Genomic DNA, 22,067 nt, shown 5'->3' with positions numbered 1-22,067 from the left:
TCTATAGGAGTGGTAATGGATGCTTATGAATACGAAAATCTTTCCGGTCGCGTCATACTAGTGACCGGAGGCGGACGAGGGCTTGGAGCTGCGATTTGCGAGGCGCTTGCTCAGGAAGGTGCTCAGATAGCTGTTGCTGACATAAATAAATCCACGGCAAGTAAAGTAGCCGATGAGATTACATTCGGCGGCCACACAGCGGAAGCGTTGGTTATGGATGTCACCGACGAACGGTCCATTACCAAGGCGTATGACAGGGTGGTGAACCGATTCGGGCATCTTGATGCCATCATAAACAACGCAGGGATTGACGTTACTATTGGTATTCGGGAAATGGAGTCGTCTGACTGGCATAGAGTTATCGCCACCAACCTTACCGGCCCCTTTTTGGTTTCCAAGCACGGCTTGGCGCATTTATGCTCCGGCGGCCATATTGTTAACATCGCTTCCACCGCAGCACGCAGGGCGTGGCCCAATGCGAGCGTTTATCATGCTAGCAAATGGGGTTTGATGGGATTGACTCACGCCCTTCATTCCGAGCTGCGAGGAGAAGGGATTAAGGTGTCTGCCGTCATTGCTGGCGGGATGCGCACGCCGTTTTTATTAGATCGGTTCCCGGATTTGGATGTGCAGTTGCTACAGGATCCTAAAAATGTCGCGCGGACAATTAAGTTTGTATTAACCCAACCCCCAGAAACGGTCATACCCGAGATCATGGTATTGCCAATGAAGGAAACGTCATGGCCTTAAGTCCAGCGATTTTTCTCGATAAAGATGGGACCGTGCTATTGGATGTTCCATATAACGTGGATGCGCAGAAAATGCAGTTTGCCCCAGGTGCCTCGCAAGGACTCTCCCGACTTGCACAATTACCTGTTCCTATTTTTGTTATTACGAATCAGCCTGGCATAGCGCTAGGAAAATTTTGTCTGGAAGATCTTGAAAACATGCAGCACGAGCTGCAGCGAATGTTTGCACAAGTTGGAGCCCGGCTCGCAGGCCTTTACTTTTGCCCTCATCATCCCGGTGGTTCGCTCCAACAGTATGCCCGCGAATGTGTGTGTCGCAAGCCAAAGCCAGGTCTGCTATTGGAAGCTGCTGACCAACATGATATTGACCTTAAGCGATCGTGGTTTGTGGGCGATATTCTGGATGATATTGAAGCTGGCCGTCGCGCCGGGTGCCAGACTGTGCTGATCGATAATGGCAACGAAACGGAATGGTTGCTAAACGACTCCCGTGTTCCTCATTATCGAGTCGCTGACTTGGCCGAGGCCAGCCGACTTCTGTTCGCAAAGTGCTCCCGACAGGAGATATGTATATGAAGCCAGCAACCACTTGGGAGAATGCACGAAAAATACTGTGTATCCGGCTGGATAATATGGGTGATGTGCTAATGAGCACGCCAGCTATGCGCGCTTTAAAGAACGCCGCAGTACCGAGACATATCACGCTCCTGGCTTCTCCCTCGGGAGCGGCACTTGCGCCGTATCTCCCCTTTATAAACAAAACGTTGGTATATGATGCGCCGTGGGTCAAGAATGAGGAAAACGACGCTGATGAAGATGGCAACCTGCTCCGTAACTTGGGCGCAGAAAAATTCGACGCGGCCGTAATCTTTACCGTGTATAGCCAGAGTCCGTTGCCTGCGGCACTTATGTGCAGGCTGGCAGAAATTCCATTGACCCTCGCATATTGTCGAGAAAACCCATACCATTTACTTTCAGACTGGATCCCCGAAACAGAACCCGAACTCGTCACTCGTCACGAAGTTCAGCGTCAACTCGACCTTGTAGGACATGTTCACGCTTACGCAGAAGATGCAAGGCTTATATTTCTTACGAAGGAGAGCGACCGGCGACATCTATACAAAAAACTGGAGGCAGCGAATATCCGCAGCGACCAGCCATGGATCGTTGCTCATTGTGGGGCCAGTGCGCCATCGCGCCGATATCCGCTTGACAGCTATGTGAAAGTCTTGAGCCAATTGGGTTCGCGTGCCGGACAAGTGGTTTTGACGGGCAATACATCAGAACAAAACCTAACCCGGGAAATCATGAAAAAGTGTGGGAACAAAGCGCCCTTGTTTAATGTGGCGGGAATTCTTACGCTGGGTGAGTTCGCCTGTTTGATTGAAGATGCTTCTTTGTTACTTTCAAATAATACCGGCCCTGTCCATTTGGCTGCAGCTTTGGGCACGCCGATCGTTGATCTCTATGCGTTGACCAACCCCCAACACAAGCCCTGGATGGTGGCTCACCGGGTTTTGTCCCACGACGTACCATGTAAAAACTGTTATCGCAGCGTATGCCCCGAAAAACACCACAATTGCCTGCGACTTGTGACGCCGGAAAGTGTGAGCGAAGCTGTGACAGACCTGCTCGCGGACACAAAATCTCATTTTCGTACGGCTTTTGTTCGAACGAAGGAGGCCGAATGCTTACCTTAGGTATAAATGCAACTTTTCATGATTGCTCTGCCACCATCGTGCGCGATGGTACTGTTCTCGCGGCTGTCGAGGAAGAACGCTTCACTCGCATCAAACACGGAAAGCGTCCAGTTCCCTTCTCAACTTGGCAGCTTCCCTATCATTCAATCGATTACTGTCTGGAGAAAGCGAACTGTGATCTGGCTGCTGTCGACCACATTGTATATGGATTTGATCCGTCACTCATCGTGGCTAGTATTGCGCCAGAAGGACGTATCGAGTTGCCGCTGGAACCTTCTGCGGAATGGGTGGGCGCTGGTTCGCCCTGGGACGGACTTTTTCTTTCCTACATTCTCAATGCGCCGCGCCAGCTAATTGATGGCGTACCGTTGCACCTGCAAAAGCGCTTTCGATCCGACACGTTACCGCATCTTCTGGACCGGTGGCAATTCCTTGAACATCATCTGTGTCACGAGGCCAGTGCATTTTTGGCTTCGCCTTTCGACGAGGCGGCGGTCCTAACCATGGACGGCAGAGGAGAACAGACAACGACGAGTTATGGGCACTATGCCGGAGGAATCTATAAACGTTTGAAACAGATACAGCTACCGCACTCGCTTGGACTGCTTTATGAAGAAGTAACGCGTTATCTGGGATTCTTACATTCGTCGGACGAGTATAAAGTGATGGCGCTCGCCTCTTATGGAAAGCCTGAGTTTCTGCATGAGTTCCATGAGATTCTCCGATACGATGGAGATGGAGTCTATACCCTGCATCCATGCCGGCTGGAAAAGAAATTTGGACCCGCAAGGGTACGCGGGGATAAGTTTGAGCAGCATCATATGGATATCGCTCATTCCTTGCAGAAAGTGCTCGAAGAGACGGTACTGAAGATGGCCGAGTGGCTGTACCAGCAAACGGGTACAACGAACCTGTGCATGGCTGGCGGAGTCGCCCTGAACTGTGTACTCAATTCGCATTTGGCCGTAGCCGGGCCTTTCGAAAATGTTTGGGTGCAGCCTGCAGCAGGCGATGCCGGCATTTCATTAGGGGCGGCATTGTTGATGAATATACGAGAGAGTGCAGAAGAAGATAGGCGTTGGGTGATGGACCACGCGTATCTTGGCCCAGAGTATAGCGACGAAGAAATTGGTCAGTTTCTCACTCGTTCCGGTATAAAACACCGAAAAGTTCGGGATGTGGCGCAGACCGCCGCAGAATGGCTTGCCGACGAGAAGGTGATCGGATGGTTCCAGGGGCCGATGGAATTTGGCCCCAGGGCGCTGGGTGCACGCTCCATTCTGGCCTCACCACGCCATACCGGAATGCAAGCGCGCCTCAACGAGCTTAAGGATCGCGAGGATTTTAGACCGGTTGCGCCGGTCGTACTGGCCGAACGGGCTCATGAATGGTTCGATAGCCAGGGAAAGGAGCGGATTGACGCACCATTTATGCTTTTCGTATTTGATGTATTGGCGGATAAGGCCGAGCTTATACCGGCCGTGCGCCATATCGACGGAACAGCGCGGGTGCAAACAGTGAATGCAAAGCAAAACGCCTTACTGCACGCCTTACTGACCCGGTTTGAGGCTCTCACAGATGTCCCGGTGTTAGTAAATACTTCTTTTAACACGCGAGGTGAGCCGGTGGTATGCACCCCGAGAGATGCACTTGAATCCTTTTGGACGTCTCCGTTAGATGCCTTGTTCATAGGGGGCTATTTGGTAGAGAAATCCATATGAGTACGGATACACATCTGCAACTGAGTGTGGTGGTACCAACCTACCGCAGACCGGATCTGCTGGAGCGATGTTTAGATGCGCTCCAGCGGCAGACGCTATTTCCTTCGGACTACGAAATTATCGTTTGTGACGACGGTCCCAGCGCAATGGTGCGGGATGTTATCCGCAATGCACTGTCAGCAATGCCAAACGGGCCCGAGATCAGATATCTTGAAATCACTGAAACACAAGGGCCGGCGGGCGCCCGAAACAAAGGCTGGCAGCGCGCTCGCGCTGCTGTTATTGCGTTCACTGACGACGATACCATCCCGAACGAAGGTTGGCTTGCTGCCGGTCTTAGAGCGATGCATGCGGGAGCTGAGGTGGTCGCGGGGCGTATATCGATGCCTTTGCCGACGAAGCCTTCGGACATCGAGCTGGATGCAGCTGGTCTGGAGCAGGCCGGATTTGTCACGGCTAACTGCTTCGTGCGGCGCAGTATCTTGAATGAATTGGGCGGCTTTGATGAACGATTCTCCATGGCATGGCGTGAGGATTCGGATTTGCACTTTACGCTGCTTGAATCCGGCTACGCTATTCAGAAGGAGCCCGGCGCGTTGGTTGTCCATCCGTTGAGGCCTGCCAAGTTCGCTGCGGGAATCGCGATGCAAAAAAAAGTCCTTTTCGATGTGTTGCTGTATCAAAAGCATCCGAAACTATACCGGACATACGTCAGAAAAGGCTTACCGTGGTTATATATTGCTATTAGTTCGCTCGCGGTGCTCGCTTTGTTGAGCGCGCTAAGCGGACGTTTAGATCTTGCTTCCATTTTTATTGTGTTATGGGTTCTGTTTACGCTACGATTCTTCTTGACGAGGCTTGCCCGTAGTGCGCCGACAATGCGAAATACGCTTGAGTTGTTGCTAACCTCGATTGTTATTCCGCCCTTGTCCATTTACTGGCGTTTCGTGGGTATGAGCCGATATGGAGCCTGGTTCCCATGAAAAGTACGCCAATCGAATGGAACGCCACAATCAGAAACGTTGCCCTATTTCGCGCACTCAATCTGGGGGATATGTTATGTGCAATCCCTACATTGCGAGTTCTACGCCGGCAGCTTCCGAAGGCGCATATTTCACTTATCGGTCTGAAAAGTGCCATGCCCGTCATGGAGCGATTTCCCGAGTACCTTGACGAATTAATCGAATTCCCAGGGGATGCTGCATTTCCGGAACAATCGGTAAATAAAGAAGCATTGTCCGATTTCTATCGCGATATGCGTGCCCGTTCATTTGATCTGGCATTACAGATTCACGGGAGTGGCCGGCGAGCGAATCATATTGTGAGTGCAATGGCACCTAAGCAATGGGCCGGGTTTGTTCCTGAAAAATGTCAGGCAGTAAGAGGCAGGCTTTTGCCCTGGCCTGATGATCTTCACGAAGTCCATCGATATCTTGCATTGCTGCGGTATATTGGACTTGACGCGGCTGATGACAGGCTGGAGTTCCCGGTGACAGCGGAAGATGAAGCGTCGGCTGATTCTATTGCGCTTCAATCAGGGCTTGAGCTGGAAAAAACGGTTTTTATCCATCCCGGCGCCCGCCTGGCATCGCGCAGATGGCCCTTGGATAGATTCGCTAAAGTCGCGCGCGCGATCAGCGAACGAGGCTGGCAAATCGCAGTGACAGGAAGCACAAGGGAGTCCGAATTAGCAAAAGCATTAATTGCTCGATCCGGCTGCCCGCTCGTGGACTTGTCTGGAGTTACCTCGTTGGGAAGCCTGGCAAGCTTGTTGCAGAGAGGAAAATTACTGGTATGCAACGACACGGGCATTTCTCACGTTGCTGCTGGTGTCCATTTGCCGAGCGTAGTGATCGCTTCAGGAAGTGATGTGCTCCGATGGGCGCCCTTGGATAAACAACGCCATACTGTGTTGCATACTCCCGTTGCATGTCGGCCATGCCTGTATGATGAATGTCCTATTGGGCATCCGTGCGCTTTGGGTGTGGATTTCACTCATGTTATGAGTGAAATAGACCGCCATCTTCGTTCGGGTGCATTGCAATGAGAAAGCTGCGAATTCTGACCTGGCACGTACACGGCAATTACTTGTACTCACTGACTCATTTGCCCCATGACTTCATTATCCCTGTGTTCAACGATAATCGATCAGGATACTCAGATCTGGGGAAAAAAATACCATGGGGAACTAATGTCCGCATGGTGGCGGCTGAGACACTATGTCGCGAAGATTTCGACTGCATCATTTATCAGTCCAGACAGGTCTACGAACAAGACCGATTGACGCTTCTGACTGAAACGCAACAAAAACTGCCCTGTGCGTATATTGAACATAATCCGCCAGAGCCTCATCCGACCAATACTCGTCACTTTTTTCAGGAGGAGCGCGGGATTCTTGTCCATGTAACTCAATACAACGCGTTGATGTGGGATTCGGGAAACACGCCTGTTGCCGTCATTGAGCATGGCGTTCCGGAGCCACCTGAAGTGGAATATAGCGGTGAACTGGAACGGGGTATTGTGGTGATTAACAACCTTTCCAGTCGTGGCAGACGAGTCGGTGCAGATATCTATGAATGGGCCAGTCAGGCAATGCCCGTTGACTTGATTGGGATGGGATCGAATGACGTGCCGGGTGGCCAGGGAGAAATTAGTAATATGGATGTCCCTGCTTACATTGCACGTTACCGATTCTTTTTTACACCGATCCGATATGCAAGTCTCGGGCTGTCACTCGTGCAAGCCATGATGGTCGGAATGCCTATCGTGGGTATTGCGGCAACCGAGTTGCCATTTGTTATACAGAACGGAATTAACGGATACGTCGACAATCGCCCATCGGAATTGCGGGATGTGTGCAACAAACTGCTAAAAGACCCAGGCCTGGCAATGAAATGGGGCCAGGCAGCACAAAACACAGCACGTAGTCGCTTCGGAATTGGGCGTTTTGTGGACGACTGGCAGTACGTGCTTCAAGAATTGAAAAGGATAAACCATGTTAGAGACGAATGACGAGCAGGTCATCCTTGTGACTGGCGGTGCCGGATTCCTGGGCACGCACTTATGCAGAAGGTTGTTGACCCAAGGGGATACAGTCATCTGTATGGATAATTTCCTGACGAGCTCAGAAGCGAACCTTGGACCACTGAATGATCATCCCAATTTCAGTGTCATCCAACATGACATTATTGACCCTCTACCTAAGAACCTTTTTCCCACTCAAATTTATAACCTTGCGTGTGCAGCCTCGCCACGACAGTATCAGAAAGATCCTGTTCATACATTGCGAACTTGTGTTCAGGGAACGTTTAATTTGCTGGAGTTGGCTGTTGCTCAGAATGCGCGGATTTTACAGGCATCAACCAGTGAGGTGTATGGAGATCCCAAAGAACATCCACAACACGAAAGTTACCATGGAAATGTCAATCCGGTTGGAGTCCGCTCATGTTACGACGAAGGCAAGCGCTGTGCTGAGACCCTAATTTCGGACTATGCGCGAACGCGAGGTGTGACGGCCAAGATAGCCCGGATTTTCAATACTTACGGGCCAGGCATGGCAGCGGATGATGGTCGTGTTATTTCCACCCTTATTCACCAGATGCTACAAGGTGAACCGCTCACCGTGTATGGCGATGGCAGCCAGACCAGGTCACTCTGTTACGTTGACGACATGATCAAAGGATTAATTACTCTCATGAACAGTGCAGACACCTTTAGAGGCCCTGTTAATCTGGGTAACACAGAAGAGATATCCGTGTTGGAGATCGCAAATTTGATAATAGAACTCGCTCAAAAGGATTCGAATATTGAATTCAGACCCTTGCCTGCTGACGATCCTACCGTACGCTGCCCGGACATCACGCTTGCACAACACCATCTTAACTGGAAGCCGACGGTACGCTTTAGGCAAGGGCTACTGCAGACCTATACGCATTTCTTGCAGAAAAGCCAAAAAGAAATTCAAAGCGTCTCGACGCGGTTGGGAACGCAAGAACAGACATAAGGAACTAGAGGCATTATTATGAATATAGTCGTTATTGGAGCAGGATACGTTGGGCTGGTAACTGGATGCTGCCTTGCGGAGGCGGGAAATCGTGTGATCTGTGTAGATAGTGATCTGAAAAAGATTAAAGCGTTAGAAGCCGGACATTTGCCTTTCTATGAACCGCAGCTTGGAGACTTGCTTACCATTCAGCGTGACAGTGGCAGACTCATATTCGAAGTATCAATTGAAGATGCCGTGGAGAAAGCCGATATTGTATTTCTTGCTGTTGGTACCCCTGCCAATGAAGACGGGAGCGCCGATCTCAAGAATCTTCTGAACTGCGCTAAAGACCTGGCGCGGGTCATCACGAGTGATTGCATAGTGGTCGTAAAATCGACCGTACCTGTAGGCACCGGCGAGTATATCGAAAAAATATTGAACCAATCAAGTGAACGAGCCGACCGTTCTGACCGCAAAATCAGGATAAGAATAGCGTCGAACCCCGAGTTTCTTGCAGAGGGCCGGGCAGTGCAAGATTTCCGTCATCCGGATCGTATTGTCATTGGCGCCGCGGATCCTCAATGTTTCGCAATATTAGAAGAATTATATGAGCCTTTCGACTATGATGGGCAGCGACTCATCTTTATGGATGTGCGCAGCGCGGAGTTTGCAAAATACGCATGTAACTCCATGCTGGCTGCGAGAATTTCAATGATAAACGAGCTGTCTGGCTTGGCGGGGGCTTTGGGTGCAGAGATTTCGTCCATTTGCCAAGTGCTGGAGGCGGATCCACGAATCGGAGGAAGCTATTTGCATCCGGGTGTCGGATACGGCGGTTCTTGCCTTCCTAAGGATTTGAGCGCACTCATTTATTCAGCAAAGCGGATGGGAGAGCCCGCCGATATGTTGCGCAGTATCCAGAGAGTCAACCTGTCGCAACGGGATCGATTGCTGGACGCTATCCGCGAGCATTTCATGGGTGATCTTTCCAGTAAGAAAATCGCCGTTTGGGGTTTATCATTCAAACCGGGTACAAACGATGTACGGGCAGCGCCCAGCTTAACGTTAATCCGGGATCTGGTTGAGGATGGCGCATGTGTCCATGCTTATGATCCGGTAGCTCAACAGACAGCAAATGCTGCGTTAGCGGAAACTGAAGTGGGGTTTGGTAAAGCTGCTATGGATGTTTGCAAAGATGCTGACGCGCTTGTTGTAATGACTGAATGGGATGAGTTTAAACGTCCTGATTTTAATGTGATTAAGCGACAAATGCGCGGCAACATGATATTTGACTCTCGCGCTTTGTATCGACCCGAGACATTACGAAAGTATGGTTTGAAACATTATCGGTTGGGTCAGAAAAGGGTAATTGAAAGCGAATTGGAGGAGGAGACCAAGGCCGGGCGCCCATTCCATGCGCGATCGACACGCGAAACCTCGAAAGAGAAACACCCAGGATAAAGCAAGCAAAATCGCAACAGCGGAGAGCTCGATCGCAGCTCGTTTACTCTTTTTGCCACACGCGCCGTAGCAGTTCACAAGTGTCCCGGTTCAGGACCCGCCGTTCTGAGACAATTTTATTAAAACCCAAGAGCGCGTCAAAGAGTGCACGACGACGTAGTTGGCGGTCACTGATTTGTCCCAATATTTCTTTACTTCGCGACCAAGCAAGGCGCCAGGGCAGTCTCAGCCAGCATGTCCAAATTGCGTTACGAGCGATTAATCGCTGACGCAGCTTGTTGTCTCGCTGTTTTGAAGGTAGATGACGAACCACCAACTCAGGTGCGTATACAATTTTTCCTCCACAATTCAGAATATCCATGGCGATCAAGGACTCTTCACCACCTATAAAGAAGGCATCCCAATAGCCATCGGCCTGTATATACGCTGACGTCCGCATAACATTGGCCCCTGCCATAAACCCAGTCAACAAAGGGCCTACGTCTTTCCAGAATCCAAGCGGGCTTTCTTCCATCGTCGAACAAGAAGGATCCAGCTTCTTGTCCTCGCCAACTAAAATACGAGCGTTCAAGACAGCGATCTCCGGATGGTAGTCTAGTATGTCAACCGCAATTTCCAGCGATCTGGGAGTCCACCAGGTGTCATCGTCACAGAACGCGACATAGGGTGTTTTTACCAAGTCAACACCGACATTCCGACCGGCAGCACCCCAGTTTTTCGCCAGGCTAATAAGTTTTACCTCAGGGAAGTCTCTGCTTACCAAACGAGCTGTAGTATCAGAACTCCCGTTGTTGACCACAATAATGGGCGGCTGTTCCGGTAAAGCCGACAATTGCATAAGTGTACGACGCAGCTCGTGAGAGCGATTGTATGTCAATACCACCACAGTGATTTTCTTAGTGACGGTATATTGATCGTTGGTCATGGTAGCTCCAAGTTGCAGTGGACACGCCAATAGGTCTCCTTTTGTTGCATTACCGGTTGACTATTGTTATAACCCAGGCCTCTTAACTGGCTTTTGTATGCTTCGACCGCCTGGCGTTTGTGTCGACGAATACAATCGACATGAAACGGTTCTATTGCTAAACCTCTTTTAATTAACTCGGAGATACGCTGCGAGGCACGATCAGGTCTATTTCTGTATGGAATGTCCTCGTATACAAACCACTGAACGTTAGAAAAGCGGTAGCAAATCATCAAGAAGGCATCCGAAACATGAATATGGTCTTCATGAAATAAACCCAGCGGGAAGAATACCGATGACGGCTTTATCTGTTCGATGTTTGAGCTGATAGTATCGGCAAGCAGATCAGAACCGATTCTAGGTCGCTTTATGTATTGGCTGTCCAAAAAACCGAGGTCTATGCCTTCTACTTTCAAAATAGATAAAGCAGCAGAATTTTCTGCTGCGCGCGCCTGCATCGCTTGACCAGCATCAGTAAACCCACAGTGTCTATCCCAATCTGTCTGCATGCTAGTGTTCTCTGGTTGGCCTGTAAAAATTGTCATTACAGTGCAAAGCGGCAAGTTGCAAAGCAATTGACCACAACTGAATACGGCATCATCGTAATGGGGGGATACGACAATGATGGGTGCTCCTTCCGAACGTTGGAAAAAGCCGTTATCAGTTGAAGAGCGATACGACATAGTTCTTTAAGCCTTTGCGTGCAAAATTAGATTAGCCAATACTTCGTTGATGTTTCTATTCCGATGTTTCCTTATGTCCCATAAAAGTGTCGAAATTTGCTCCGGATCATTACTGCTGCTCCTATCGATACAAATGATTTCAATCAGTAAAGTTTCAGCCTTCGTTCTATGAAATGATGGTGTTCTGGGTCCAACTCAAAGGGTACTGCCGTGAAGCACAAACTAAAACTTATTTTATTGGGAACGTTAGCAGTAGCGATTTTCATCCTTTTCATGATTTCGGATATTGACTTTTCCAGTAAAACGAGCTTATTGATTGCCGCCGGTACATTCACCGCTGCGATCATTTCTTTGTATATAGCAAACAGCAATTGGCAGCGAGAGACTAATAGAGAAAAAGCTACTGAAGAAAAAAAGAGAATTCTCTTTCTAAGCTTGTGCGAAGTCACAATGGATCACTTTACAGAAGCAGTTTGGAGTTTCGATAAAGTAAAGGAATACAGTCGAGAATTGCAGGATTTATGCGAGACAAATGGAAATAACTCCCAAGATCGACAGCGCCAGATATGTGATTTTATTTATCGCGAAGTGGAATTTAATAAAATAAAATTTGATTATGTAAATTTCAACCTAATCATCAGGAACCTTGATTCGTTACTCTATTTGCGCAAAGAAGCGACTCCTACTCTGGTGAATCTCATCACATTCGTGGAGGTGATCTATCAGCAGATCGATCTTATTTTAAGTTCCTCGAAAAATAGAGAAGCCGGGGAAGTCTGCACACAATGTGATTATTTATTGAAAGTCTTAACTGAAGTCGAGCATAAAATTAAAAAGTTTGAGGCCTTAAATAAATAGCAACGCTGGAGTCGCCGCCCATAATGCGAAAGCGAATACATGCCCGTTACTCTCAAAGGCACTGTCGAATCGCATTATGGCCTGCAAGAGTTTATAAATAATCCTGTCTTTGCTGTTTTGCTCGAGAGGCGCCGATCTCCGTTTCTACTTGCTTGACCTCTTCGGGTGGAGGCAATACGGCCGGCAAACCCAGACTCTCAATCCACAGTTCTCGACACCATCCTTTTGTGTGAAACAGATGGTGGTCTTCTTGTTGCTCCACTTGTTCAAATATTTCTTTGTAAAAACGTTTGTCGCTGGCATTTGCTTTTTCTATCGCTTTGCCAAATAGTTCCCAGTTCATATGGTCCTTAGTCTCGGCCAGAACTACACATTCACAGGCTACTAGCTGGGCTGCTTCAGGCGAACCTTCAGTTTGAATTTTTTTCATTGCTTTAACATACGATTCACCCAGAGTCTTTACGACTTCTCGGCCCGGCGAATGTGTATTCGGGTCGAGGTCCAAATGCTTGGCAATCGCCATTGCCAATTCTTGATGTTTCAATGTTTCATCGAGGTAACCTTCCCACTCTTTTTTCAAGTCCTCGTTTATTGCGCAAGTAAGTGCGGTACGATAAACTTGCTCTCCGCCTAATTCAGTCTCTATCATCTGTAAAACAAGCTCTTCCAATTGAGCGATTTTAGTCGATTGTGCCATGATCAACTCCTTATAAATTTTGTGAGTTATCTATTCCTGCCTAATAAAAAAGTACAGCGAGAATAACGAAGTCACAAATAACAATTTCGCTATCCCTGCGCCGGCCACAATGCTTCCTAAATCGAGCGCAGCGCTAATAATTTCAATAGTAAAAACACGATTGCACAATGAAGCATCTTATCTTCGATGCTTAACACATACACCAAAGCAAATCGGTACTATTTTGTTTTGCTGACAGTAGGATGCAATTTTTTTGCCATGTCCAAATGTGACTCCAATGCAGGCAAGGTTTTTTGTGCAAACGCTTTGATATCAGCGTCTTTACTGTCTTTAACTGTATCTTTAAAGAGCGTTATTGTGCTTTCGTGAGCTGATACAGCCATTCTGTCGACGTAGTTTTCATCAAACTTGTCATCTAACAGGCTCAACGCTTTGATCTCGCCCTTCTGAATTAAAGAGGGCTCAGTAGGAAGGGTCACGCCTTTTTTTATCGCTAGCGCTTTTAGCTCCTCACTGACCTTGGTGTGATCTGTAATCATGCGGGCTGCAAAGTCTTTTACCTCGCTGGTGGATGCCTTTTGTTGGGCCAGTTTGGCGCCTTCGATTTCCGCCAGGCCTGCTTCAGCGGCTTTGGTAAAAAAAGATTCATCACTGCCTGATAAATTGTCTTTAGTGGATTTCGTTTCGGTGTTCGGGCTCATATCTGTAGCTGGGTTTGTCGATTGTGCCGAGGCAGTAATCGGCACCACAAATAAAGTGGATAACAGTAGGGCTTTCATCGGAATACGTAACATAATAGCCTCCAAACAAAAAAGCACTCGCGGGATTCTGGGCGCTAACTCAGTAGCGCTTTAAAGCTGGTTCTGCCGAGCCCAGAAATCGTTTACTTCTCGTTCTGCCTCTTCTCTGTTTTTCCCATACTTCTCTTGCAACACTCCGCACATTTTTTGTGCATTCCCGTTTATTTGTGTAATGTCGTCATCTGTGAGATCACCCCATTTTTCTTTAATGGATCCTTTTAGTTGCTCCCATTTTCCTTCAGCGATATCTTGATTCATTGACTTCTCCTTAGGTTAGAGTAATGCGATAAATTGGAAACCACAGTTCATACTAACAAGTTAATTGCTAATTAAAAGACGGGGTTACATATCCTTAATAAGAAATAGGCGCTGAAATAAACTGCTTGATATGGCTTTTGCGCAAGGTTAAAAGCTTCTATGGGGCCGAAGCAGTGCATTAGTAGCAAAATCGACGAGATTCAAGAAAAGTCTGAATGTGTTCTTTACGACTGATTACAAACGCCGGCCTCACATATGCTTTACTTGGAGCGACCTGATCATGAAGATATTTTTTATGTCCAACAAAATCGCCAGCCAACACAGGTGGTTCAACGCCATAGCGAAAGGACCTATTTGGATCCCCCTTATACCGGCTTCCTTTTTGGCAGGGAAGGCAGCCGAATTAAAGAAAAATAAGCCAATGAGCCGACCAGGCCAGGCTTTTGAATTAGTCCCCGCGTATGCTAGTCTCGTTAGCGGCTTCGATTTATATGACTGGGCAGACGATAGACGTCAATGGGGGCACGATCGTAAATGGCTATTTTTTCTCAGGGAGTGAATAAAGATATGGAAAGTTTAGACCTCGGACGTATCGTACTAAATGACAATCCGGCTTCGTTTTTGATCGAAGTGTTATTCAGATCATTTATCACCTTTATACTCGTTTTCGTTTTTCTCAGATTCATCGGTCGCAGAGGGGTAAAACAGATGACTCCGTTGGAAGTCGTCATTATCCTGGTTTTAGGAACGGCTGCGGGGGATGTGGCCTTGCAGGAAGATGCACCTTTATTGCCAGCTATTGTCTCTTTTGTTGTCATCGTCTCCGTATATAGGGTCTTTACTTTATGTGTACGCCGTAGTGATAGACTTCAGAAGATTTTGGAAGGAAAGCCAATGTTGGTAGTAAAACATGGGCGGCTTGTCTGGGATAACGTCAAGAGGAGTAGCATACCCTTTGACGAATTTTCTTTGGAGCTTCGTCAAAAAAGCATTGAGCACCTGGGCCAGATCAGACTCGCTTTCCTTGAAATAGACGGAAATGTTAGCGTCTTCTATTACAAAGACGAAGATGTGAGGCCGGGACTTTCCATTATTGAACGTTACCTCGAAGAGGAAAACATTGACAGCAAAAACGAAGACACTAACCGAGAAAGATATTTTTCTTGCCGTTGTTGTGGCAATACGGTTCTAGGCCTCAAAGACAATTTGTCAAAGTGCCCGGTATGCTTATCGAATGATTGGACTTTATCTGTTGACAGTATACGTATTGAATGATCAAGTAGAACTCTGTGTAACTAAATATAAATCAAAAAATCCCATACTTAGGGCACAATGCTCAATTTCGGCCATCTTCTGCTAATTGCCGATGAAAGTAGGGCAGTGGCGTCGATCGGCTTTATTCTAGAATAGATTTCGAGCACACAAAGATATTAAGAAACAGTAACAAACGCTGTTCGTATATCCTATTCAATTGATATATTTGAAAGCTCAATCCATTGACGAAACCGTCAAGGTTTGTGGCGGTCGCGATCTGGGTAAACTGTGGATGAGAGCAGCTTATAGCCCGCTAACGAATGCCATGGTTTTTCCGGGAATGTTGGATTGAAAACTCATCCTGTTATCAGTGAAAGGAGTGCACTATGTCTTTCGTAAAACCGGTCTTTGACCCGAAAAGCGAGGTGATGGACGGGCGTAGTCTGTCCGATTTAACTCTCGAGCAGTACAAAGGCTACATTTCCGAATATCTGCTGAAATTAAATTCAAGAGGCGTACTTTTGTCTGAAATAGGCAAAGTTCCGCTTGCTGCTACGACGAAGCAGATTGACGAGTTGATGAACCATTTGCAGCTTGTCAGGCTCGAAATGGAGAAATTCCAAAACTAGGACTGAAGACGTAACGCCTACATTGGAGATTAATACATGGATATCGCATATTCCAAATTTCACGAGTTTCCCGAAAAAATCAACGCCGATGAGGATTTAGAGGATGCAGAGCCAATTTCACTGAAAAAGCAACTGATATTCGTATTGGGACTGCCTCTGCAAGAAAGCCTCGGTAATGGATTAACGTTGGAACAAAACCTTGATCTGGTACTTCGTGAAGCGGGGATAGATCCTGCCTCTGTCAGACTAGCCCAGTAACGAAAGAAAACCGCTTCAGAAAGAGTCTGTCTGCTTTGAATGTAAATATGAGACTGCCCAATTAATATCATGTTTTGCATCAGAACAGCACAGAGATCGAGCTTCTGCTTCTGCATTAGTAATTTTTTAATTGGGGAAATCACTCCTATTTGTAGCTACGTTTGTCCACCCGTCCGTTGTCTGGATTTCCATCCGATTGCACTAATCTCTAACTGTATCAAATGTTTATCCCTCAAATCCCTTCACATTCCATTCGCAATACGGTGTTATAGTCAAGAATCCTCTTCTTACTCAATCAAGGAAAGATCATGGGAATTCTGGATGCAGTCAATGCGGTTCTGGGCGGAGGTAAAAAATCCGAGGAGCCGGTAAAAAGCGAACAGGTACAGGATGGTCAGGTAGCGGAGCAACAGGCGCAGGTGGATCAGGCGCCGGCAGCACAGCAGGAGGATATGGGCGGACTCGGAGGCCTGGGCGGTTTGGGTGGTCTGGGTGGCGGTATCAACCTGGGTTCGCTCAGCGCGCTGTTACCGGTCATTTTGTCTGTGATTAATAATCAGCAGGGCGGTCTGGGTGGTCTGGCCGACAAATTCCAGCGGGGCGGTCTTGGCGATATTTTCAATTCCTGGGTTAACCACGGCGAGAACCGCGATATTTCTCCCCAGCAGGTTGATACGGCATTGGGTCCCGATACCGTCGATTCCATTGCGCAGCAATCAGGTCATTCCCGCGATGATATTCTGGGCTCATTGTCCGGTATCCTGCCGCAATTGGTGGACAAATCCACTCCTGACGGACAGATTCCCGCAGACGGGCAGGCGCGCGGCGATAACGATATACTCAATTCGCTGTCCTCGCTGTTCAAATAGTCCTGTTCCGCCTGCATTTGCCGGTCATATCTGTTAGCATAATCAAAATTACAGTCCGATCGACGACGCTTTTTGCGGCAAGTCAGGCAGGCACACAGGACATTCCTCGCCCAACGGTGGCCGGCGCATGTTTCCTGTACAGTCAGGAAGTGTGTCGGCCTGCCGCACGCGACCGCATTACGGGTGTGGACGCGTGCTGACAATATTGCGCGATTGTATTGCAGATGTAATGCAGCCGGCTCAGGCAATCGCGTTGCGTTTATCGGAATGACAGACGGTCCTTGCGCGGGCTGTTCCCACTTATTATGATGAGAGATCAAGCCGCCCATGAAAGTCTGGCTTAAAAGAATTCTGATCGGCCTTGTGATATTGATGCTGTTCGCCTTTGTTGGCGCAGCCGTCTTTTTATTGACGTTCGACCCGAACGCCTATAAACACAAGATCGAAAGCATTGTGCAGGAAAGGTACAACCGTACCATGGTGATTGAAGGCGATCTGGAGCTTTCCCTGTTCCCTCGCATTGGTTTGTCGGTTCGTAAAATTTCCCTGTCCGAACCCGATTCCACTACCACGTTCGCGTCAATCGACAGCGCCCGCTTTGCGGTCGCGATCTGGCCGCTCCTGTCCAACCGGCTGGTGGTCGATCATGTCGCCGTCTCGGGGCTCAAGAGCTGGATCGTACGCGATGAAAAAGGCAACTTCAACTTTGAAGACCTGTTGTCCCAGCCACTACCCGAGGCAGAAAACGTCGATCCACGTTTCAAAACCGATGAGATCCGTCCTGCAACGACAACATCTGCTGAAACCAACAGCGTTTTACCGCAGCCCAAAAAAACCGATTTCAAAATCGATATTGCAGGCCTTGAAGTACAGAATGGTGCGCTGTTTTACAAGGACCGTTTGAATAATCTGGATATGCGCCTGAACGGGATGACGATCAATACGGGCAGGGTCACCTTCGATCAGCCATTCGATGTGTCGGTCACCGGCCGCCTGGAAGGCGCCAGGCCGGTTGCCAATGCGACGGTCAACATCCAGGGACTGGTCAAGCTGGATCCGGTCACCAAATTGTATTCGGCGCGTAATTTCGAGGCCAACGTCAAGGGTGTGGTGGGCGATGTGGACATCCAGACCGGGACGTTGACCGGCGACTTTGCCGTGGACAGTTTTGCGCACGCGCTAACCGGTTCGGGAATTGATATGACCGTTTCGGGCAAGGGTGCCAAAGGGACCGGTTTGCGCAATCTGGATATGAGCCTGACGGCGCCGAAACTGAATTTCGACTCGACTGCTCCGTTGCTGCAAATGACCAATTTTGCCGTTAAAGGCAGCGCGTCTGATGAAGATGACCAGAGTTACGAATGGGTGCTGAACACACCCGCCCTGGACATTTCTCCGACTGGGGCGGGCGGGCGACCGCTGACGGGTTCAATCCGGCTAAAGGGCAAGGAACAGTTCGGCATGAATTTTCGCATGCAGGGCATCAGCGGTACGTCCGATGCGCTGAGCGTAGCGGAAGTCAAGCTGGATGGCGCGTATGCACGGGCCAGCAATCGCGCCGTCAATTTCAATATTTCTTCCCCCGCAAAAATGGATCTCACGCGTCGCCTGATTGCACTCTCGGCTATCAGTGGTAACGTCGTGCTCAAGGATGCCGAGACGCGTGAACAGAGCATCCCGGTCATCGGCACCTTTAATGCGGATTTCCTCAAAAACGTGGCCAGCTTCAAGGCCGATGCGGTGATCAACTCGGGCAAATTCAGCTTTGACGGCAATGTGTCGCATTTTGACGAGCCTTATGTGCGTTTCGCGGTGGGCGCCGATTCGGTGAACCTGGATGAACTGATCGATAACGTGTCGTCCGCACCCGCTGCACCGGCCGCCAATGCGCAGGGAGAGGAACCGCCGCCAGCTGCTGCGGGTGCCGAAGCCAAGCCTACCACCACGGCTGTGCGCAATCTGGTGAGTGACCTGATGGGTTCGCTGGTCGGATCCGGTACCGCCAGTCTCAAGCAGATTACCTATCACGGCGTGGTGTACAACGACGTGACGGCTGCGCTGAATTTCACAAAAAACCAGTTGGGCATTACCAATATCAAATCCAGCATTTTCGACGGACAGGTTGAAGGCGATGCTCTGGTCAACATGAAGGATAGCGAGACCACGACCAAACTCAACTTCCAGAATGTGTCCATAGAACCGCTGCTCAAAGGTCTGGGCATGAGCCCGGTCATGACCGGAACAGGTACCTTCGCGCTGGTTTTTTCCAGTCAGAATGTGCCCGAGGGGGCGGATTGGCGCGCACATGCCACCGGATCACTGGAAGGCGAAGTGCATGACGGCACCATCAGTGGTTTTGACTTGGCGCCGATTTTTGCCGACCCGGCCGCGTATGCCAATAATGTCGAACAGGCAGCCGCCTGGAAGTATGATATGGCCGCCAAAACGCCGTATCACACCCTGAAAGCCAGGCTTGCCCTGGACAAGGGTGAGCTGCATTTTGCGCGCTTCAGCCTGCTGACCGACCCGGTGCTGATTGAAGCCGACGACAACCTGGCCGTCTATAATCTGATGAACAATCAGTTTTCCTTTCCGGGCCGTTTTGTCACGCGCCAGCCTGTGACGCTGAATCAGGATGGGCTGCAGTTGAGCATCAAGCAAGTGTCTTTGCCATTTGAACTGACGGGCACACCTGCCGATGCGCAATTCAAAGTGAAGTGGCAGCGGCTGAATAATTCTCCACTGGGGCAGTTTGTGAAACAGCGCAGGGCAAAAGAAGCCGAAGCGCAAAAAAAGGCCGCAGATCAGGCTGCAGCGAACCAGAATGCAGTGCCGGCAGAGGCATCAACGCCTTCGGCGACCCCCTCACCGGCATCGGGTCCAGCAGAATCCGCCCAGGATAAACCTGCCCCCGCCGCGTCTGAGGCGCCCGCTGGCGCACCTCCTGATGGTGCAACACCAGCCGCGCCTGAGCCACCGACAACTCCACCGGCAGACAAGCCTGAGGCCGCCCCCGCTGCAGGGGCGCCGGCAGCGTCACCCGCTACACCCTAAATCTGCAGTTTTTACTCTTTCCCGTTTCGCACCATGACGATTTCCGAATTTCAGCCCATTTATCAATGCTCTGCCATCGCTGGCCCGATCCGGCCGGCCGCACAATTGCGCTGGCTGCTTCTGGATGAACAGTCACAGGCATTGAATACTGACGACCCGCTTTTAAAGCACGTGGAACTTGCCATTCGTTTTGATTATCTGGTAATTCGTGCGCCAGGCATGCTGCGGCTGGACATCCCGGTCGATGTGCTGGAAGATGATGAAGAGGCGTTTGAAGAGGCGCAGGTGAAGGGACGCACCTTGCGGGTTGTGAGCGAGGGGCAGTTGGCGGACGCATGGTTCAGTAAACTTCTGGAACGACCCGTACGCCTGGTCAAGCTGCACCCCGATGAGAGTCTGGAGGCCTGATTTCAGGCCGCTTTGGTCAGTTTGTAGAATTTGGCCATGAGCATATCCTGGGACTCCTGCCATTCAGGATTGACTTCGATACACTCGACCGGGCAGACGACCTGGCATTGCGGCTCGCCATGGTGCCCGACGCATTCGGTGCACTTGGCAGGGTCGATTTCATAAAAATCCACCCCCATATAAATGGCTTCATTGGGACACTGCGGTTCGCAGACGTCACAGTTGATGCATTCATCGGTAATCAGCAGGGCCATGATGGTTTCGGCGTTTTCAGTTTAGACACCCCTCTAGTGTACGCCAATGACCGGATAAATACCTGAAAAGGCAAGTGTTTCGCCGCAAAGGGTGAGCGTTGCAGCGCTGCGGCTTCGCAGGTTGCTGCAGCTTATTTACGCTTCATTTTTGTCAGGGACGCCTGGGAGGACCCAGGCGTGTTTTTTTACTCGTCTTTTGACTGAGCCTGTCGCGCGGCCAGGCGGATCTTGGACTTTTCGTGCAGCCAGCGCTCAACGGAAGGGAAGACGAATTTGCCGACCTCGCCACCCAGCAGGGCGATTTCACGCACAAAGGTGCCGGAAATGAATTGGTATTGATCGGAGGGCGTCATGAAGAGCGTTTCTACATCGGGCAGCAGATGCCGGTTCATGCCGGCCATCTGGAATTCGTACTCGAAGTCGGAAACGGCGCGCAGGCCGCGTACGATGATGCGTGCGTCTTCTTGGCGCACGAAATCCTTGAGCAGGCCGCCAAAGCTTTTGACGCTGACATTCGGGTAGTGACCCAGCACTTCCTCGGCAATTTGCAGGCGCTCTTCAATCGTGAACAGTGGGTTTTTCCCGGCGCTGACGGCAACGCCGACCACGACGTGATCAAACAGGCTGGCTGCGCGTCGCACCAGATCCTCGTGTCCGCGGGTGAGAGGATCAAATGTCCCTGGGTATACAGCAGTGATCATCATGTGCTCCGTTTGATCCCGATCGATGCCGGGAAAGAGACCGCAATAGCGGCCTGAGCGTTTAAAGGAACGTCGATTATAGGGTATTTAATCGTTCTTGTGCGGCGCAATAAGCCGTTCGTGTAACTGATAATACACCTGTCCGGCCTTGCCCTGGCGGATGACTGGAAAGGCGGGACCCGGGTCTTCGGGCCGATCCGATTCAATATAGACCAGTCCGCCGGGCTTGAGAATTGCCTCAAGATAAGGAAACACCCGATCGAACAACTTGCCTGCAAAGGGCGGATCGAGCAGCACCAGATCAAACTTGCTGGCGTCCATCCGTTGCAGCATGACAAAGGCATCGGTGCTGTTGATGCGCACCTGATTTGCCTGCAATTTGTCACGGGTTGCCCGCAGAGTGGCCAGGGCCGCCGGGTTGTTTTCGGCCATCTGCACATGTGCAGCCCCGCGCGAGGCCGCTTCAAAGCCCAGTGCTCCCGAACCGGCGAATACATCAAGGACCGATTTGTCATCGAACTTACCGTCCCACAAATGCGTGAGCCAGTTGAACAGGGTTTCGCGGATGCGATCGGAGGTGGGGCGCAGGCCACCGGCGTCCACGACCGGAATCAGTGACCTGCGGTATTGGCCGCCAATAATCCGGACGGCCTGGCGCTTGCCCGAGGCGCCTGTCTGGCGGTTTGCTGGTTTCATCATTGTTGTGACATAGACTGTTAAAATAGAAAATCCTATTGTTATTGTAGTATTCACTTTCCTGCGAC

General features: G+C 49.8%; 24 protein-coding genes. 16 read left to right on the top strand and 8 right to left on the bottom strand.

Features of this window, described 5'->3' with window-relative positions; translation table 11 throughout:
- The first annotated feature begins 15 nt into the window (after positions 1-15).
- Genes W822_RS25350 through W822_RS25310 form a run of 9 tightly spaced genes read left to right on the top strand, consistent with a single transcriptional unit; the run spans position 16 to position 9,616 of the window.
- Positions 16-750 carry an SDR family oxidoreductase gene (locus W822_RS25350; RefSeq protein WP_024003297.1) on the top strand — a complete coding sequence of 245 codons (735 nt, stop codon included), beginning with the start codon at positions 16-18 and terminating at the stop codon, positions 748-750.
- Positions 741-1,325, top strand: coding sequence for a D-glycero-alpha-D-manno-heptose-1,7-bisphosphate 7-phosphatase (locus tag W822_RS25345; protein WP_024003296.1), 585 nt, complete (start codon positions 741-743; stop codon positions 1,323-1,325). The genes W822_RS25350 and W822_RS25345 overlap by 10 nt, the downstream gene beginning before the upstream one ends.
- On the top strand, positions 1,322-2,449 hold the full coding sequence (locus tag W822_RS25340) for a glycosyltransferase family 9 protein (RefSeq protein WP_024003295.1): 1,128 nt from the start codon (positions 1,322-1,324) through the stop codon (positions 2,447-2,449). The genes W822_RS25345 and W822_RS25340 overlap by 4 nt, the downstream gene beginning before the upstream one ends.
- The gene (locus tag W822_RS25335; RefSeq protein WP_024003294.1) at positions 2,437-4,170 is read left to right on the top strand and encodes a carbamoyltransferase family protein; all 1,734 of its coding nucleotides are present in this window, start codon (positions 2,437-2,439) and stop codon (positions 4,168-4,170) included. Before W822_RS25340 ends, W822_RS25335 begins: the two co-directional genes overlap by 13 nt.
- Positions 4,167-5,153: a glycosyltransferase family 2 protein gene (locus tag W822_RS25330; protein WP_024003293.1), complete on the top strand. Its 987-nt coding sequence runs from the start codon at positions 4,167-4,169 to the stop codon at positions 5,151-5,153. Before W822_RS25335 ends, W822_RS25330 begins: the two co-directional genes overlap by 4 nt.
- Positions 5,150-6,217, top strand: a complete 1,068-nt coding sequence (locus tag W822_RS25325) for a glycosyltransferase family 9 protein (protein WP_024003292.1) — start codon at positions 5,150-5,152, stop codon at positions 6,215-6,217. Before W822_RS25330 ends, W822_RS25325 begins: the two co-directional genes overlap by 4 nt.
- Entirely contained in the window at positions 6,214-7,182 is a 969-nt protein-coding gene (locus tag W822_RS25320) for a glycosyltransferase (RefSeq protein ID WP_031241988.1), read from the top strand. Before W822_RS25325 ends, W822_RS25320 begins: the two co-directional genes overlap by 4 nt.
- Entirely contained in the window at positions 7,166-8,173 is a 1,008-nt protein-coding gene (locus tag W822_RS25315; RefSeq protein WP_024003290.1) for a UDP-glucuronic acid decarboxylase family protein, read from the top strand. The genes W822_RS25320 and W822_RS25315 overlap by 17 nt, the downstream gene beginning before the upstream one ends.
- Positions 8,174-8,191: 18 nt before the next feature.
- Positions 8,192-9,616 carry a UDP-glucose dehydrogenase family protein gene (locus W822_RS25310; RefSeq protein WP_024003289.1) on the top strand — a complete coding sequence of 475 codons (1,425 nt, stop codon included), beginning with the start codon at positions 8,192-8,194 and terminating at the stop codon, positions 9,614-9,616.
- A gap of 43 nt (positions 9,617-9,659) precedes the next feature.
- Here W822_RS25310 and W822_RS0123075 read toward each other — a convergent pair whose 3' ends face one another.
- On the bottom strand, positions 9,660-10,541 hold the full coding sequence (locus tag W822_RS0123075; RefSeq protein WP_034279369.1) for a glycosyltransferase family 2 protein: 882 nt from the start codon (positions 10,539-10,541) through the stop codon (positions 9,660-9,662).
- The gene (locus W822_RS25305; RefSeq protein WP_081724245.1) at positions 10,538-11,263 is read right to left on the bottom strand and encodes a PIG-L deacetylase family protein; all 726 of its coding nucleotides are present in this window, start codon (positions 11,261-11,263) and stop codon (positions 10,538-10,540) included. Before W822_RS25305 ends, W822_RS0123075 begins: the two co-directional genes overlap by 4 nt.
- Positions 11,264-11,473: 210 nt before the next feature.
- Between W822_RS25305 and W822_RS25300 the strand changes: the two genes are divergently transcribed.
- Positions 11,474-12,121, top strand: a complete 648-nt coding sequence (locus W822_RS25300; RefSeq protein ID WP_024003286.1) for a hypothetical protein — start codon at positions 11,474-11,476, stop codon at positions 12,119-12,121.
- A gap of 91 nt (positions 12,122-12,212) precedes the next feature.
- Here W822_RS25300 and W822_RS25295 read toward each other — a convergent pair whose 3' ends face one another.
- The 3 genes from W822_RS25295 to W822_RS25285 all read right to left on the bottom strand — a co-directional run bounded on the left by W822_RS25295 (position 12,213) and on the right by W822_RS25285 (position 13,876).
- On the bottom strand, positions 12,213-12,818 hold the full coding sequence (locus W822_RS25295) for a hypothetical protein (RefSeq protein WP_024003285.1): 606 nt from the start codon (positions 12,816-12,818) through the stop codon (positions 12,213-12,215).
- A gap of 218 nt (positions 12,819-13,036) precedes the next feature.
- A complete protein-coding gene (locus W822_RS25290; RefSeq protein WP_024003284.1) occupies positions 13,037-13,612 on the bottom strand; it encodes a DUF4142 domain-containing protein in 576 nt (191 codons plus the stop codon).
- Between the two features lie 57 nt (positions 13,613-13,669).
- Positions 13,670-13,876 (bottom strand): CsbD family protein, encoded by a 207-nt coding sequence (locus W822_RS25285; RefSeq protein WP_024003283.1) that lies wholly within the window; start codon positions 13,874-13,876, stop codon positions 13,670-13,672.
- Positions 13,877-14,410: 534 nt separating this feature from the next.
- On the opposite strand from W822_RS25285, the gene W822_RS25275 reads away from it, so the two are divergent.
- From W822_RS25275 to W822_RS0123070, 6 genes are all read left to right on the top strand, one after another.
- Positions 14,411-15,151, top strand: a complete 741-nt coding sequence (locus W822_RS25275) for a DUF421 domain-containing protein (RefSeq protein ID WP_155848061.1) — start codon at positions 14,411-14,413, stop codon at positions 15,149-15,151.
- A gap of 365 nt (positions 15,152-15,516) precedes the next feature.
- On the top strand, positions 15,517-15,759 hold the full coding sequence (locus W822_RS25270; protein ID WP_024003280.1) for a hypothetical protein: 243 nt from the start codon (positions 15,517-15,519) through the stop codon (positions 15,757-15,759).
- Between the two features lie 36 nt (positions 15,760-15,795).
- Positions 15,796-16,017 (top strand): hypothetical protein, encoded by a 222-nt coding sequence (locus W822_RS25265; RefSeq protein WP_024003279.1) that lies wholly within the window; start codon positions 15,796-15,798, stop codon positions 16,015-16,017.
- A gap of 308 nt (positions 16,018-16,325) precedes the next feature.
- Positions 16,326-16,886 (top strand): YidB family protein, encoded by a 561-nt coding sequence (locus W822_RS25260; protein ID WP_051401569.1) that lies wholly within the window; start codon positions 16,326-16,328, stop codon positions 16,884-16,886.
- Positions 16,887-17,213: 327 nt separating this feature from the next.
- The gene (locus tag W822_RS25255) at positions 17,214-19,940 is read left to right on the top strand and encodes an AsmA family protein (protein WP_024003277.1); all 2,727 of its coding nucleotides are present in this window, start codon (positions 17,214-17,216) and stop codon (positions 19,938-19,940) included.
- Between the two features lie 33 nt (positions 19,941-19,973).
- Complete coding sequence (locus W822_RS0123070) at positions 19,974-20,348, top strand: MOSC N-terminal beta barrel domain-containing protein (protein ID WP_031241984.1); 375 nt, start codon at positions 19,974-19,976, stop codon at positions 20,346-20,348.
- Positions 20,349-20,350: 2 nt separating this feature from the next.
- Here the strand turns inward: W822_RS0123070 and W822_RS25250 are convergent, their stop codons facing one another.
- The 3 genes from W822_RS25250 to rsmD form a co-directional block, all read right to left on the bottom strand.
- Positions 20,351-20,602, bottom strand: a complete 252-nt coding sequence (locus tag W822_RS25250; protein WP_024003276.1) for a YfhL family 4Fe-4S dicluster ferredoxin — start codon at positions 20,600-20,602, stop codon at positions 20,351-20,353.
- 185 nt (positions 20,603-20,787) lie between these two features.
- On the bottom strand, positions 20,788-21,303 hold the full coding sequence (gene coaD, locus W822_RS25245) for a pantetheine-phosphate adenylyltransferase (RefSeq protein ID WP_024003275.1): 516 nt from the start codon (positions 21,301-21,303) through the stop codon (positions 20,788-20,790).
- An 87-nt stretch (positions 21,304-21,390) separates the two neighbouring features.
- Complete coding sequence (gene rsmD / locus W822_RS25240) at positions 21,391-21,999, bottom strand: 16S rRNA (guanine(966)-N(2))-methyltransferase RsmD (RefSeq protein ID WP_024003274.1); 609 nt, start codon at positions 21,997-21,999, stop codon at positions 21,391-21,393.
- Between the last annotated feature and the right edge of the window lie 68 nt (positions 22,000-22,067).

The sequence above is a fragment of the Advenella kashmirensis W13003 genome, from assembly GCF_000506985.1.
GTDB lineage: Bacteria > Pseudomonadota > Gammaproteobacteria > Burkholderiales > Burkholderiaceae_B > Advenella > Advenella kashmirensis_A.
Note: the sequence above shows the minus strand (reverse complement) of the source record. Positions and strands in the feature narration are given on the sequence as shown.

Excerpts from the sequence above, each read along its gene's own strand:
- W822_RS25250 (WP_024003276.1), bottom strand. The coding sequence starts at position 20,602 with ATGGCCCTGCTGATTACCGATGAATGCATCAACTGTGACGTCTGCGAA.
- W822_RS0123070 (WP_031241984.1), top strand. The coding sequence starts at position 19,974 with ATGACGATTTCCGAATTTCAGCCCATTTATCAATGCTCTGCCATCGCT.
- W822_RS25270 (WP_024003280.1), top strand. The coding sequence starts at position 15,517 with ATGTCTTTCGTAAAACCGGTCTTTGACCCGAAAAGCGAGGTGATGGAC.
- W822_RS25330 (WP_024003293.1), top strand. The coding sequence starts at position 4,167 with ATGAGTACGGATACACATCTGCAACTGAGTGTGGTGGTACCAACCTAC.
- W822_RS25325 (WP_024003292.1), top strand. The coding sequence starts at position 5,150 with ATGAAAAGTACGCCAATCGAATGGAACGCCACAATCAGAAACGTTGCC.
- W822_RS25315 (WP_024003290.1), top strand. The coding sequence starts at position 7,166 with ATGTTAGAGACGAATGACGAGCAGGTCATCCTTGTGACTGGCGGTGCC.
- W822_RS25320 (WP_031241988.1), top strand. The coding sequence starts at position 6,214 with ATGAGAAAGCTGCGAATTCTGACCTGGCACGTACACGGCAATTACTTG.
- W822_RS25290 (WP_024003284.1), bottom strand. The coding sequence starts at position 13,612 with ATGTTACGTATTCCGATGAAAGCCCTACTGTTATCCACTTTATTTGTG.
- W822_RS0123075 (WP_034279369.1), bottom strand. The coding sequence starts at position 10,541 with ATGACCAACGATCAATATACCGTCACTAAGAAAATCACTGTGGTGGTA.
- rsmD (WP_024003274.1), bottom strand. The coding sequence starts at position 21,999 with ATGAAACCAGCAAACCGCCAGACAGGCGCCTCGGGCAAGCGCCAGGCC.
- W822_RS25255 (WP_024003277.1), top strand. The coding sequence starts at position 17,214 with ATGAAAGTCTGGCTTAAAAGAATTCTGATCGGCCTTGTGATATTGATG.
- W822_RS25340 (WP_024003295.1), top strand. The coding sequence starts at position 1,322 with ATGAAGCCAGCAACCACTTGGGAGAATGCACGAAAAATACTGTGTATC.
- W822_RS25260 (WP_051401569.1), top strand. The coding sequence starts at position 16,326 with ATGGGAATTCTGGATGCAGTCAATGCGGTTCTGGGCGGAGGTAAAAAA.
- W822_RS25310 (WP_024003289.1), top strand. The coding sequence starts at position 8,192 with ATGAATATAGTCGTTATTGGAGCAGGATACGTTGGGCTGGTAACTGGA.
- W822_RS25275 (WP_155848061.1), top strand. The coding sequence starts at position 14,411 with ATGGCTATTTTTTCTCAGGGAGTGAATAAAGATATGGAAAGTTTAGAC.
- W822_RS25335 (WP_024003294.1), top strand. The coding sequence starts at position 2,437 with ATGCTTACCTTAGGTATAAATGCAACTTTTCATGATTGCTCTGCCACC.
- W822_RS25285 (WP_024003283.1), bottom strand. The coding sequence starts at position 13,876 with ATGAATCAAGATATCGCTGAAGGAAAATGGGAGCAACTAAAAGGATCC.
- coaD (WP_024003275.1), bottom strand. The coding sequence starts at position 21,303 with ATGATCACTGCTGTATACCCAGGGACATTTGATCCTCTCACCCGCGGA.
- W822_RS25350 (WP_024003297.1), top strand. The coding sequence starts at position 16 with ATGGATGCTTATGAATACGAAAATCTTTCCGGTCGCGTCATACTAGTG.
- W822_RS25295 (WP_024003285.1), bottom strand. The coding sequence starts at position 12,818 with ATGGCACAATCGACTAAAATCGCTCAATTGGAAGAGCTTGTTTTACAG.
- W822_RS25265 (WP_024003279.1), top strand. The coding sequence starts at position 15,796 with ATGGATATCGCATATTCCAAATTTCACGAGTTTCCCGAAAAAATCAAC.
- W822_RS25305 (WP_081724245.1), bottom strand. The coding sequence starts at position 11,263 with ATGTCGTATCGCTCTTCAACTGATAACGGCTTTTTCCAACGTTCGGAA.
- W822_RS25345 (WP_024003296.1), top strand. The coding sequence starts at position 741 with ATGGCCTTAAGTCCAGCGATTTTTCTCGATAAAGATGGGACCGTGCTA.